12 protein-coding genes are annotated in these 13,744 nt (G+C 46.7%); 4 read left to right on the forward strand and 8 right to left on the reverse strand.

Features of this window, described 5'->3' with window-relative positions; translation table 11 throughout:
• Window positions 1–89: 89 nt before the first annotated feature.
• Entirely contained in the window at window positions 90–389 is a 300-nt protein-coding gene (locus tag PN462_RS15695; protein ID WP_272129676.1) for a hypothetical protein, read from the reverse strand.
• Window positions 390–790: 401 nt separating this feature from the next.
• Here PN462_RS15695 and PN462_RS15700 point away from each other — a divergent pair, with 401 nt between their 5' ends.
• Window positions 791–2,536: a ShlB/FhaC/HecB family hemolysin secretion/activation protein gene (locus PN462_RS15700; RefSeq protein WP_272129678.1), complete on the forward strand. Its 1,746-nt coding sequence runs from the start codon at window positions 791–793 to the stop codon at window positions 2,534–2,536.
• A 76-nt stretch (window positions 2,537–2,612) separates the two neighbouring features.
• On the opposite strand, the gene PN462_RS15705 is transcribed toward PN462_RS15700, so the two are convergent.
• Window positions 2,613–2,984 (reverse strand): hypothetical protein, encoded by a 372-nt coding sequence (locus PN462_RS15705; RefSeq protein ID WP_272129680.1) that lies wholly within the window; start codon window positions 2,982–2,984, stop codon window positions 2,613–2,615.
• Window positions 2,985–3,263: 279 nt separating this feature from the next.
• On the opposite strand from PN462_RS15705, the gene PN462_RS15710 reads away from it, so the two are divergent.
• Window positions 3,264–3,470: a hypothetical protein gene (locus tag PN462_RS15710; RefSeq protein WP_272129682.1), complete on the forward strand. Its 207-nt coding sequence runs from the start codon at window positions 3,264–3,266 to the stop codon at window positions 3,468–3,470.
• A gap of 11 nt (window positions 3,471–3,481) precedes the next feature.
• Window positions 3,482–4,204 carry a two-partner secretion domain-containing protein gene (locus PN462_RS15715; RefSeq protein WP_272129698.1) on the forward strand — a complete coding sequence of 241 codons (723 nt, stop codon included), beginning with the start codon at window positions 3,482–3,484 and terminating at the stop codon, window positions 4,202–4,204.
• On the opposite strand, the gene priA is transcribed toward PN462_RS15715, so the two are convergent.
• On the reverse strand, window positions 4,139–6,619 hold the full coding sequence (priA, locus tag PN462_RS15720) for a primosomal protein N' (protein WP_272129684.1): 2,481 nt from the start codon (window positions 6,617–6,619) through the stop codon (window positions 4,139–4,141). The two genes, PN462_RS15715 and priA, sit on opposite strands and share 66 nt — an antisense overlap.
• A 553-nt stretch (window positions 6,620–7,172) precedes the next feature.
• Between priA and PN462_RS15725 the strand changes: the two genes are divergently transcribed.
• Entirely contained in the window at window positions 7,173–8,294 is a 1,122-nt protein-coding gene (locus PN462_RS15725) for an RNA polymerase sigma factor, RpoD/SigA family (RefSeq protein WP_272129686.1), read from the forward strand.
• 9 nt (window positions 8,295–8,303) lie between these two features.
• Here the strand turns inward: PN462_RS15725 and PN462_RS15730 are convergent, their stop codons facing one another.
• The 5 genes from PN462_RS15730 to PN462_RS15750 all read right to left on the reverse strand — a co-directional run bounded on the left by PN462_RS15730 (window position 8,304) and on the right by PN462_RS15750 (window position 13,595).
• On the reverse strand, window positions 8,304–9,179 hold the full coding sequence (locus PN462_RS15730; protein WP_272129688.1) for a LysM peptidoglycan-binding domain-containing M23 family metallopeptidase: 876 nt from the start codon (window positions 9,177–9,179) through the stop codon (window positions 8,304–8,306).
• A gap of 414 nt (window positions 9,180–9,593) precedes the next feature.
• Window positions 9,594–10,346 carry a glycosyltransferase family 2 protein gene (locus tag PN462_RS15735; protein ID WP_272129689.1) on the reverse strand — a complete coding sequence of 251 codons (753 nt, stop codon included), beginning with the start codon at window positions 10,344–10,346 and terminating at the stop codon, window positions 9,594–9,596.
• Between the two features lie 211 nt (window positions 10,347–10,557).
• Window positions 10,558–11,238 carry a type IV pilin-like G/H family protein gene (locus PN462_RS15740; RefSeq protein WP_272129692.1) on the reverse strand — a complete coding sequence of 227 codons (681 nt, stop codon included), beginning with the start codon at window positions 11,236–11,238 and terminating at the stop codon, window positions 10,558–10,560.
• Between the two features lie 8 nt (window positions 11,239–11,246).
• Window positions 11,247–11,861, reverse strand: coding sequence for a cation transporter (locus PN462_RS15745; RefSeq protein ID WP_443029192.1), 615 nt, complete (start codon window positions 11,859–11,861; stop codon window positions 11,247–11,249).
• Window positions 11,862–11,993: 132 nt separating this feature from the next.
• Window positions 11,994–13,595, reverse strand: a complete 1,602-nt coding sequence (locus tag PN462_RS15750) for a B12-binding domain-containing radical SAM protein (protein WP_272129696.1) — start codon at window positions 13,593–13,595, stop codon at window positions 11,994–11,996.
• Between the last annotated feature and the right edge of the window lie 149 nt (window positions 13,596–13,744).

The following is a 13,744-nucleotide window of genomic DNA, read 5'->3' on the forward strand; positions in this document are numbered from 1 at the left end:
CTTTTGAGCAACTTTGAGCGTGCGGGTTTGATTCAGATGAGCGTGATTTATAGTTAAACACACTAAGGGATTTTAGGCAAGGGTAATTGTTAGGACTTACTGAAAGGGTTTATGCAATAAACCCCTACTGTATCAGAAGCCACTAACCTTACTGTGCCATCTTCTTCGATGATAGCTGTGTTGGCTTCTTTTACATCCCCTCCGGTTAATAATGCTGGAATATCTGTGGGTTTTATCCCTGTGATGTCTTGGGGTAAGCTGACTTCCCCTTCTGTAGGGGTGGCTTTTAGGTGTAGGTCTATTACCATCCCTTCATGAGAGAGTTCTATTTGATTTTTCCCTGGGACGGCTGCAATGGTAATGTTTCCGTTATGGGGGAATTGAACCACAAACAGGGATCTGTATCAAGGTTTTTGGCAAATTAATTGATTGATGGGAAAGCCCTCAAGGACTTACTACGAACTGACATCCAATATAGCTGAAGGCTTACCCCCATCCTAAAATATTAGCCGTTATCCGCCACATTGCCCTCAATTTAATAGCTCAAGACCGCTCGGCTCGAGGAGGAGTCCATGCTAAAACATTTCCCTCAAACGGGAGTTCAATGATCTTGCCAAGAAAGAGAGAAAGAGCTAAATTAGGATGCGCATTACATCGTGTTACTTTAATCGGCAGGGACAATTATTCACCATAACGGCAATACCTACCACATCGAAGGAGTAACAAGAGCCAACGCCAACTAAGATACCTTCAATTCCTGAAAAATTATCCTATTTCCCGTGAGGAGTTCATGAAATCGACTAATCTGAGTGCATTCACCAGCTTAATTCTCTTAACCAGCTTAACTTCCCCCGCAACCGCCCAAATTACCTTTAAAGCGGCTGATTTACTGGGTCAAACCCCCCAAGAACAAACCGACCCCACTAACCCTGATGACCGCTTCCTGCAACCCACTGAACCCACAGAACCTCCCAGGGAAGATGAAACTCTCTTTCCTATCCCCGAAGAACAACAACCGGACACCCCTTCCCAAGAGGGTTTAACCTTCTCCCTCGATACCATCATGGTTGAGGGGAGCACCGTATTCACCCCAGAAACTCTCACCCCCATCACTGACCCCCTTGAAGGGGAAACCGTCACCCTCAGCGAACTGCAACAGGTTGCTGATGAAATTACGCAACTTTACATCGACCAAGGCTATCTTAACTCCCGCGCCGTCCTCCCAGAACAGGATTTAGGAGATGGGGATGCAACTATTCAAGTGATCGAGGGGACGGTCTCGGATATTCAAGTAACGGGACTCAACCGCTTTAACCCCAATTATTTCACCTCTCGTCTCAATCTCGGCCTTGCGACTCCGTTTAATGTTAATGACTTAGAAGACCAGTTGCGTCTGTTGCAGATTAATCCTTTAGTGGAAGACCTCGACGTGGACTTGCAATCGGGTGAGACGGTGAGGGATAGCACCCTGTTACTCAATGTTGAAGAAGCGAACCCGTTTTTTGGCACGGCATTTGCGGATAATTATTCTGCGGCCAGTGTGGGGTCTGAACGCCTTGGGGTTAACTTAGGCTATCGTAACTTAGCGGGCATTGGGGATGTGTTGAATGCTACCTATAGCCGTTCAACTACGGGAGGGTCAAATATTTTTGATTTTAACTACACCATTCCCTTTAATCCTATGAATGGGACAGTCCGGTTACGGACGAGTATTAACCGCAATGAAGTGACGTTACCCGCATTTAGTGCGTTAGGTATTGAGGGGGAGTCAGAAACCTATGAAATCTCGGTGCGTCAACCGTTAATCCGGTCTTTTACGGAAGAATTTGCCCTGTCGTTGGGGTTACGCCATAAAACGGGACAAACTTTCCTGTTTAATAATGTGGGGACTCCCTTTGGTCTTGGTGCAGAACCTGATGGCACAACGCGCACTACAGTTCTCAGTTTCGGTCAGGAGTACCTGAAACGGGATGGGAAGGGGGCTTGGATTTTGCGTTCTCAATTCAATCTGGGTCTAGATTGGTTAGATGCCACGCAAAACCCTGACCCTACGCCCGATGGAGAATTTTTCAGTTGGACGGGACAGGTGCAACGCATCCATCGGTTAGCGGAACGACATTTGTTAGTGGTACAAGGAGATGTGCAGTTATCTCCGGATAATTTATTGGGGTCAGAGTCTTTTAGTATTGGGGGAGGCCAAACCCTGCGCGGTTTCCGTCAGGGGGCGCGGTCTGCGGATAATGGTTGGCGCATTTCGGTTGAGGATCGGATTACACTGGTAGAAGGAGAAGAAGCCGTCGCGTTATTACAGGTTGCTCCCTTTTTTGATGTGGGGATGGTGTGGAATAATCCCAGTAATCCGACTCAGATTGAGAATGAGCATTTTTTAGCCGGAGTAGGAACAGGGATTATTTATTCTCCAGTGGAGAATTTTACGGCACGGTTGGATTTTACCTTGCCGTTGGTGAATTTAACCGACCGTTCGGTGAATGCTCAGGATGATGGGATTTATTTTAGTGTCAATTATACGTTTTAGCCTTGGGTTCAAACCCAAGGCTAATAGCTGAAACCCGTTTCAACGGGTTAAAGTCGGGAGGTTTCCGGAAACTTTGCTACAGAGGACTTCTAATACGGAATCCGATTACTACAGAAGTAATTCCTTGTTGAGAAAAGCCTGACAGTTCTAGCTCGTAATTGACATTAAATCTTCTGATTAAACCGGATTCCGTATTATACGGAATCCGGTAATGGTTGTAGTATTTTTCTGGAAAAAGGCAAAAAGTAAAAGGCAAGAGGCAAGAGGCAAGAGGGTTACAATTTGTATAAGTTATGTTTTGAATTTCCGTATAAGAGTATAAGGAATTTACCATCTCCTGAAATGCCTCTAAGGAACTAACAAGAATGGCTTGTTCGTCGGCTAAGACGGCTAAACTGAGGACGGGTTGACGATAACAGTCATAGATGCGGGAGTTGTACAGATACATTAGTTCGGCAAAAACAGTTTTTGGCTAACTTTGGACTTCGATATGAATAAGTAACCAAATTTCTTGTCCGGTTTCTCCTTGGGGGAATACCCCCTTTCGATAGAGACGGGTCAACGCTAAATAGTCAGAAAACAACACTTTTGGATGAATTTATAACCAAAGCCTTTCCCTCGAACGGTACTTAATGATCTTGCAGAGAAAGAGCTAAATTAGGACGCACCTTACATCATGCTGCTTTAATCGGTCTGTTTACCGTATTTGTCGCTCTCCGCAAAAATCATGCAAAAACATCTCACTTCTCTTTTCTCTGCACTTAGTTTATTAACCCTGAACGCTGTTGCTTATACTCCTTCGACTCATGCTCAGTCCATCACCCCTGCCCCCGATGGCACAGGCACAATTATTCACCATAACGGCAATACCTACCACATCCAAGGCGAAGAGCGAATGCCAACCTTTTTCACTCCTTCGAGCAATTCGGCTTAAACCCAGACGAAATTGCCAACTTCCTCTCTAACCCCGACATTCGCAACGTAGTTGGACGAGTGGTAGGCGGCGACCCTAGTGTCATTGAAGGGTTAATTCAACTCACTGGTGGCAATTCTAACCTGTTTCTGATGAACCCTGCCGGATGGGTGTTTACCAATGGTGCAAGTTTAGACGTTCCAGGCAGTTTTGGCGCGACTACGGCCACCCGTATTGGCTTTAATGGAGACTATTTTAACGCCTACGGAGATAATGATTACAGTCAGTTAACGGGCAACCCTACCCGCTTAATCTTTGACCAAGACAATCCTAGTTTTATTATCAACGAAGCTAACTTAGCCGTCCCCAACGAGGAAACCCTCTGGATGGTCGGTGGAGGGGTTGTCTCGACCGGAACAGTCACCGCAGAAAATGGCAACATTACCCTAGCTGCCGTTCCTGGAAAAAGTCAAGTGGAACTGTCTCACGACGGATTAGTTTTAGACTTAGTGCTAGATGCTGCCCCCGTTGAGGGAAATGTAGATGTTCCCAATACAGTTAATGGTCTGAGGTCAGTAGATATCCCCCGTTATATTACCGGAGGCAGTGATGTTGGCCATGCCGACACCCTAGAAGTTGCTGATGATGGGTCAGTGCGCTTAGTTTATGGAAACAATTCTACCCTCCATTCAATCCAAACTCAACGGATCAACATCAATAAAAAACTTCACCGACTGGGGGCAAAGACGCGCTAACGCCGATAAATCCGGTAACTGTTGCACCGTATTCGGCAGTTTTAACAGAATATGCCAACGATACTGACGGTTAATCCGCATAATTTTTGCTGGAGCAGGGCCCAATAATTGATACTCACAATAATTCTGTAATAAATTATGACACCCTTGAGCCACAGTATCCGCCGCTACCTCCACTTCTCCCCCATCTAAACCACTCAACCGCAATAACACTAACCGCCCATAAGGGGGATAAAATAAACTCGCCCGTTCCTCTAAAATTTCTTCCGCAAAGGGGGCATAATTATGCTGTTTTACCGCATGAATGACCGGATGATCGGGGGTATAGGTTTGTAAAATTACTTGGCCGGGGTCATTCCCTCGACCCGCACGGCCCGACACTTGAGTTAAGGTTTGAAAAGCCCGTTCAGAGGCCCGATAATCGGCAATATTTAACAAACCATCCGCCGAAACAATGCCTACAAGGGTCACTTGCTCAATATCTAAGCCTTTGGTGAGCATTTGAGTCCCCACTAATAAATCTGCTTCTCCCCGTGTAAATTGGCTTAATAACGCCCGATGTGCGCCTTTGGTGCGGGTGGTGTCACTGTCAAAACGAATGGCCCGCAGTTCCGGGAAATGTTTTCCTAATTCCCGGATGACGCGCTGAGTCCCTGTCCCAAAGAATTTTAAAAACGGCGAACTACATTCAGGACATTGGGGAGGATGTAACTGGGTATAGTTGCAGAAGTGACAGCGTAATAGTTGGGCGGCGGTGTCGTGGGTGTGGTGGTAGGAGAGGGAGATGTCACAGTGGGGGCATTCGATGACGTAACCGCAACTGCGACAGGAGACAAAGCTACTATGACCGCGACGGGGAATAAAGAGGATGCCCCGTTGGTTGTTGGCTTTGAGTTGGTTTAAGGCGTTGCGGAGGGACTCACTAAAGATGCTCCGGTTGCCCCGTTTCAATTCCTGTCGCATATCAACTACATGAATGGGGGGGAAGGGTCGCCCATTGATGCGTTCCGGAAGGGAGAGGTGATGGGGGGAGGAGGGGGGAATGTTGACCCAGGTGTCGAGGGAGGGGGTGGCAGAACCGAGGACGAGGGGACAGTTTTCCCGTTGGGCCCGCCATTGGGCTACGGTTCGCGCATGGTAGGTGGGGGTGGGTTGGTTTTGTTTAAAGCTGTGGTCGTGTTCTTCGTCGAGGATGATAATGCCGATATGGGGGAGGGGGACGAAGATGGCTGAACGAGTGCCGATGATCACTTGGGGTTCACCTGTGAGCATCTGTCGCCAAGTGTCGTAGCGTTCTCCGTCGGAGAGTGCGCTGTGATAGACGCAGACTTGTTCGCCAAATCTGGCCCGGAAACGGTCGGTCAGTTGGGGGGTGAGACCAATTTCGGGGACTAAGACGATCGCGGATTTCCCTTGCTTTAAAATGGGCGCAATGGCTTGTAAGTAGATTTCCGTTTTTCCTGATCCTGTCACTCCATGTAATAACACAGGAGCAAACCCAGTGAGGGTTTGAATGGTGTTGAGGGCTTGTTGTTGGGCCGGGGTGAGGGCTTTTGGGGGGGCATAGGGTAAGGCTTCGTCTCGGTACAGTCGGAGGATTTCTTGGTATTGAATGACGACACAGCCTTTTTTTTCTAATCCGGTAATGATGGAGGAACTAAAGCGACCTTGTTGTAAGAGGTCACTCAACCACATTTCTCCGTTGTTGCGTTGTAAAAAGGTGAGGGCTTCCTGTTGTCGTTGGGTGAGGTCGTTGGGTGGAGTATCGACAACGAGGGTAACGGCTTTTTTTTCTTTGGGCCGGGGGGGTTTTGGGGGTTCGAGATAACTTTTCGCCCAACCTCGTTTGATTAAGTCTTGAATGCCGCGTTCTGCTCCTTTGATTTTGCGTTGTAGGTATTTGCTGCTGTAGTCTCCGTCTTTTTGGCTGCGGAGTTGGGCTAAAACTTGTTGAGCCATGGGAGAACAAAAGGTTTCTGCTCCGGGGGGGAGGGTTGCGGTGAGGCGAATTCTACGTTGCGATCGCTGCAATAATCCAGGGGGTAAGGCCGTGCGAATCAACACAATTAACGACGTGAGATAATATTCAGCCACTTCCTCTAACCATTGCCAATAACGGGGCGGGAAAAAGCCTGTGGTGACAATTTCGGCAATATCTCGCACACGCTCGGCACTTAAATGAGCAGGGAGTGTGGCCACTTCCCGAATGACAATCCCCCCCATCCGTTGCGCTCCAAACGGCACATTGACTACATCCCCCACTTGAACTGTCAGAGTAGGAGGACAACGGTAAGTATAAAGACCTTGACCTCCTGGTGCGTCCACCAACACTTCCACCCAACGATCTGTCCGGGGACGACTATCATAGGGAGCAGACGGTTCAGCGACGGATAACCGAGTAGAGGAGTCTAGCATAAGTAAAAACAATAAGGCATCAAGAAGGGAGGACAGTCTGAGATGGGAATGTTAAGCTAGATGCAATTCTCTCACCTAGGAAACATCATGATGAGTATGATTTCCCTGTCTGCTTACCCCTTTCTGGAGATTTTGTAATCAGATAAACAAACTTCCCAGTATTTTCTGGTAGCCTGTTAACAACATTTACCCATATTAGCGTTAATGATCCTTAAAAAACCATAAATTTCTTATCCCCATTTACCTTTTCTTAGAAAGGGAGGTCAGAGGGATGCGTTTGTTGAACCGATTCGTCTTCCGCAGGAGCGAGGATGAGCCTCTTAACAACATTTACCCCTTAAACGACTACTTTCTGGGAATCCTGGGAGAAACTCCCGATTAACAAACCCTGATTTACTCATCCCGATTATCCTTCAAACCTAACGCGCTTATAACTGAATTAACTGTCTCAAGTTAACTCACCCAAAACTAACTCACCCAAAACTGACTCACCCAAAACTGACTCACCCAAAACTGACTCTGACGTTTCTCTGCTACAAGCCAAGATTTAAATATGAAAGTTGCAGGATTAGACCCGAACAACAATAATAACACCCCATCAGAGAATTTTTCTACTGTTTCTGCTCAGGAAACGCAAACGCCCTCTCCCTCTCTGGTGAATATTGAATTCTCCCAAAGCGGCGATGCCATTCTGTCCCTGCGGAATGCCGGGACTCGGAGAAGCGTTACCGATGACACGGTGGGGGCCTTTTTTAAAGAAATGGCTCGGTATCCCTTGCTGAAACCCGATGAAGAAATTGAATTGGCCCAGCGTGTGAAAAGCGTGGTGGCCATTGAAGAATTGCGGGAACAACTGCAAGAGGAACTGGGGCGAACCCCGACGAAAACGGAACTGGCCGAGGCTTTGGGAATGAGCGATCGCGCCCTAGACCAAACCCTCTACCATGGCCGCGTCGCCAAACGGCGCATGATTCGCTCAAACCTCCGTCTGGTCGTCTCCATCGCCAAACGCTACCTCAACCGAGGCGTTCCCTTCCTAGACTTAATCCAAGAAGGGGCCATCGGCCTCAACCGGGCAGCCGAAAAATTCGACCCCAACAAAGGCTATAAATTCTCCACCTACGCCTACTGGTGGATACGCCAAGCCATCACCCGCACCATCGCCAACGATGCGCGAACCATCCGCCTCCCCATTCACATTGTCGAAAAACTAAACAAACTGAAAAAAGCCCAACGCACCCTCAAACAACAACTCCACCGGGCCCCCAACGAAGCGGAACTCGCCGAAGAACTGGATGTCACCCCCAGTCAACTACGGCAACTCTTACAACTCCGTCGTCAGTCCCTCTCCCTCAACCACCGCGTTGGCAAAGGAGAAGACACCGAACTGATGGACTTACTAGAGGACAACGACCTCAAACTCCCCGAAGATCAAATGGGAGAACTGATGATGCGCCAAGAAATTTGGGAAGTCCTCAGCGATGTCCTCAGCGAACGGGAAAAAGATGTCATTTCCCTCCGCTATGGCCTCAACAGCAGCCAACCCCACACCCTAGAAGAAGTGGGCGGCATTTTTAACCTCTCCCGTGAACGAGTCCGCCAAATTCAAAGTAAAGCCATGCGGAAACTCCGTCGGCCCCAAGTCGCCCGTCGTCTCAAAGGATGGTTAACTTAGCTGGTTAATTTAGGGTAACAAGTCCGAGACACTCCCCCCTGAGTCCCGTGAAAAATGAATTTCAGGGTCTTGGGCCACCCAACCAATGGGGAATTGCTGACGAACCTCAAAATGTAAATGCGGGGTGGTGATATCCGGCTTTCCGGTTGTCCCCACCCTGCCAATTTCTTGGCCAACCGTCAGGGTTTGACCCACTCGGACTTGAATAGTCTCTAAATGGGCATAACGGGTTTGTTGCCCTTGGGGATGGGTAATAATAATTAAATTGCCATAATTCCCCTGTTCCCCCACAAAAGTCACTGTTCCCCCATCTGCGGCCAAAACCGGAGTCCCCACCGAGGCCAGTAAATCTAAGCCACTGTGAAACGTGCGAGCATTGGTGACAGGGTTTTGATACCATCCATAGGGGAGGGCAATTTCCGCCTCTGTAGCCAAAGGATACCCCTGTAACCCCGTATAATCATGCACAGAAAGAGGGTCTTTTTGCCACCGGACTCCAGGAATAAAGGCTTGGTTTTGGGGAGCTTGACATCCATTCAATTCAAAGAGAACATCAGCCCGAACCCCATAGGTTTCGGCGAGAGTCTCCCAAGTGGCATCTTCCGGGACAGTAATTTGAATGCCATTCATCGGCGGAATAGTGAGCGTTCCCCCAACCCCCGGTAAAGTAGGGTTAAAGTCCCGAAGAATGGCAGGAAGAAGACCATATTGGGCTGCAATAGAGTCTAGAGTTTCTCCAGGTTGGACTTGATGGGTTTGCAGACGGGAGAGAACCGGAGAGTCACAAACATTTTCGGTTTGGGCTAAGGTAGGAGAAAGGGGACTTTGGGCTAAGAGAAGCCCTCCCCAGAGAGAAAGCAGAGAGGAAATAAAGTAATTTTTCATAGGTTTTGGATAATTGATAATTGATAATTGATAATTGATAATGAATGATTGTTACTCCCCAGAAACTAAAAATCGCTGAAAGTTGGCTAAAAGCCTTGCTGTAATTAGTTTCTAACCTTCTTTTTAGGTTAACTTTACCCTTTCTCCAACATCTGCCATCTGCCATCTGCCATCTGCCTTCAGATGCTGGTTACTGCTTACTGGTTACTCTCGGTGAAACTAAAATCGCTTAAATTGAGCTAAAAGCCTTACTCTGATTAGTTTCTGTTCTTCTTCTTAGGCTAACTTCCTCCTTATTCGGTCCTGGTTGGTGAGCGGCTCGACTGACGCTCGCCGAAGTCTTGTCGTTCACGTAGTGTGCGCGGAGCGCAAACCACTGCCCTCTGCCCTCTGCCCTCTGCCTTCAGATACTGGTTACGGCTTTCGCTTATTATAATAATATTGGCGATTTTGGCGAATGACCTCCGACTCACTCCACTGATCCGTTTTTGGATGATGAAGATGGATATACACTAACTCTGGACTGCGACACAAATAACGTCCATCCGCTAAATAGCGTTCAATGATATCTTGATCTTCCCCACCCCACCCCACAAACTGTTCATCCCATCCCCCTATCTCTAATAACCGTTGACGGTGGAAAAACGGCACAACCCCAAACCGTTCTTGCTGCCAAAGATGCTTATACAATGCAGTTGGTTGATCTTCGGGCGCAATGGTTAATTGTTCTGAAATATCTGCTTTTCTTAAATAATTTGAACCGGATGGATTAAGATACCGTTCAGCACTCAATAACCGATATCCCGAAATCAATAACCGCAAACTTTTACCAGCTATTTCTAAATGTTTCTCAAGAGTATTTTCAAGGGGAATTAAATCAACATCATAGGGAATAACAAATTCTCCTGTTGCTTGATTTAATGCTAAATTGAGCAATTTAGTTTTATGAAAAACTCCCGTTAAAGGATAGTGAAAATAATAAAACGAAACCCCTTTTAAAACCCTTTCTAACCAAGGAGAAGAATAGAGTTCAGCATTAACGAGTATGACCTCAATGTTCTCCCAAAATGCGTTATCTTGTCCCTGTAACCAAGCCATTTGAGTTTGTAACTGTTGAGGTCGATTCCGATAGGGAATAAGGAGAGAAAGAGACTTTCGACGGTTCATATAGCGTTTTCATCAGAGTTGTAAACTGATTTGTTTGGCAAAGGGAACAGGGAACAGAAAATCAGGTAATAGGTTTTTTTAGGATTAGAGTAAACCCCCATGGGGGTTTACTCCTCATTTAAAAATGCTATAGTTTCCTTAGAAAGATGAATTTTTATTACTACTCAACCCTATTTTTCTCCCATTTGCCTTCATTCTATAACTGAGAAGACTATAACTGAGAAGACCCATTGGGACAATTCCCTCCAGATTCAGAGATGGCAGGTTTAGCGGGGGCTGTAGTAGAGGCTTCATCAGTGGCACAAAAGACCACTTGACTGGTAAGCGTGTCGCTGCTATTGTCTGCATAAACCAAAGTTGAGAAACTTTTTAAGTCCTCCATTTTTGCTGTTGCCGTCATATAGGCTTGTTCCGAGTTGGCCGAAACAATTTCATATTGATAATTTTCTGTTTCTGAAGGTAAACCTAACTGAAGTGCGTCTAAAGACTGGGCAAAGGCTTGGTTTTCTAGAAAATAGGCTTGTTGGGCCCGGGCTAAGGCTGCGAGGGAGTTTTGCCCTTCGTTTTGGCGGGCAGCCCCCATGGACTGTTCTGCGAGTTCTTCCAAGGTGACAACTTGGGCATTTTCGGGTAAAGCGGACTCGTCAGAGACTCGTTCTAGGGGTAATTGTAAATATTGTACTTGTTCTTCGGCGGCTAAGGGGGAGTCTATATAAGCCTTGCCATCTTCACTCAAAATAACGGTGACAGTATCTTGGGTTTGGGGGTCTTTCAGTTCCCATGTTCCTGCCCATTGTGACCCACTTTGCCCTGTTGTAGCACATCCCACACTAAAAAAGAGGGTGGCCAGTGAGACAAGGGCTAGTTTCAATTGGTTTGGTTTTAAAGGCATGATTTGATTTAAGTCTGAATTTGCATTTCTCGCCAAGACTGCCACAAGACTTGTCCCGCAGACTTCGCAAATACAAAGGTTAACAATAATCCTACCGCTAAATCTGGGAAGATCGAATCCGTCCAGAAGACTAACCCGGCGGCCACAAGGACGGAAACGTTGGCGATAATGTCATTGCGGGAACATAACCAGACGGAGGACATATTTAAATTATCTTCTCGATGTCGGGTGAGGAGGAATAAGCAGAGTAAATTGGCGCATAACACAATGATCCCCATGATGCTCATAATATTGGCTTCTGGGGTAACTTGGGCAAAGAGTTGATAGGTGGCCCTAGCAAAGACGGCCACAGCACATAAAAACATGATAATCCCTTTGACCAAGGCGACTCCGGCTTGGGCTTTGTTGCTTTTGTCGATGACATAGAGACTTCCCCCATAGACGAGGGCATCTCCTAACATATCGAGGGAGTCTCCGGTTAAGGAGAGGGATTGGGCTTTGATGCCGGCCCCCAATTCTACGACAAACATAATGGCATTGATGAATAAGACTAGCCAAAGAACTTTACTTTGTTCCTGTTGGAGTTGAGAGAGTTCAGAGGCTTTACAACAGTGATCGCTCATCGGCATATAATCCTGATAGGGTTTGCTAAAAAAGTCGTTACGTTAATTGTAAAGCAAGGAAACGGGGAACAGATTGAGGATACAACTATTGAAGACTTAGATCAAAATGTGTAATTAATTGGGTTGAGGTAATTATTGAGCGATCGCCTCTATCGGATCAACCTGAACTCCGTTAGTTTCCTCCTGTTGCTGTTTCAATGCTTTATAGGTTTTCAGTTGCGATTCGATTTGCTGGCGAACAATTTGACGATATTCGAGGAAATGTTCAATCTGAGAACAGATCGTCAGATAACTAATTACACCGCCTCGGTTGTAGCGCAACATTTGCAATAAATAAACCCAAAATTTCCAACGGGTTTTGCGAACCACACCTTGATTCCAGAAAATGGTTGCTAGGGCGTTTATAATTTTAGGATTAAAGGGTTTTTTTGCTTTCTTCTCTTTTTTGGGATAGTTGGCTTCCCCTAGGATGCGATAACAGCGATAGGTGCGGTCTAAGAAGGCTTCTGGGTCGTATAAGTTCCAGAACCCCTCGACAAATTCTTGGGCAATTTCTTCAATGGAACGGGTAGGGACAAAGTTCATTAAGGTGCTTTGGTTAATATCTCCCGATTGTCCCAAAAGCCGACCTTCTTTTTCCAAGCGATGCCACAATGCGGTATCGGGTAAGGCTTGTAGCATACTAAACAAGGCAAGGGGAATATTGGTTTTCTCGACAAAGCGAACAATGCGATCGCCAGCCCCAGATTTTTCTCCATCAAAGCCAATAATAAAGCCAGCCATCACCCGAATGCCAGAACTAATAATTTTATCGACGGACTCACTCAAGGTATCCCGCGTATTTTGAAACTTTTTCGTGACTTTCAAACTGGCTTCATCGGGAGTTTCAATGCCTAAAAAGACTGACCCAAAGTTACAAGCCACCATCATATCCATTAACTCTTGGTCTTGGGCTAAATCCACCGAGGCTTCTGTATTAAACGAGAAGGGATAACCATGTTCTGCCATCCAAGGCTGTAGGTCTTTCAGTAATAATTTCACATTGCGCTTATTGCCGATAAAATTATCATCGACCATGAAAATTGTCTCGCGCCATCCTAACTCAAAGAGAAACTCTAATTCAGCTAAGAGTTGCTGGGGGGTTTTGGTTCGAGGTTTGCGTCCGTAGAGGACAATAATATCGCAGAACTCGCACTGGAAGGGACACCCTCTCGAAAACTGAATGGACATCATCGCGTAAGCATCTCTATCCAGTAAATCGTAGCGAGGAATCGGGGTTTGGGTGACATCGGGTTTTTCCGTTGCGCGAAATGTCCCGCTAGTTTCCCCGCGTTCTAGGGCTTCGAGGAATAAGGGAACAGTAATTTCTCCTTCATCTAAAATAAAAAAGTCTGCCCCTGCTTCTCTAGAGTCTTCAGGAACAGAAGTAGGATAGGGGCCCCCCACAGCCACAAGTTTACCCCGTCGTTTGGCTTCCTGAATTTGGGCGATTAAATCCGGTTTTTGGACAATCATCGCCGAGAGAATCACAATATCAGCCTCTGCCCATTCTTCTTCCGTAATCTCCCGAACGGTGCGATCGACGAGGGTAAGTTCCCAGTCTTGGGGGAGTAAGGCTGCAACAGTAATTAAACCGAGAGGGGGAATAAAGGCTTTTTTGCCAACCAGATTAATGGCTTTCTCAAACGACCAGAAACTTTTGGGAAATTTTGGATAAATTAGAAGGGCTTTCATTTCATTTTTTCAACAAAAGATTCGTAGGATTCCCCCACCTCGGAACAGGTGGGGGAGGAAAGCGGGTGAGTCGATACCGTTTCTCCTGCGGAGACGCTGCGCGAACGATGCGGTTGAGACTCACAATCTCTTAGGCTACGCATAGACCA

It is taken from the genome of Spirulina sp. CS-785/01, from assembly GCF_028330525.1.
In the GTDB taxonomy this organism is placed as follows: Bacteria; Cyanobacteriota; Cyanobacteriia; order Cyanobacteriales; family Spirulinaceae; genus JAQMSD01.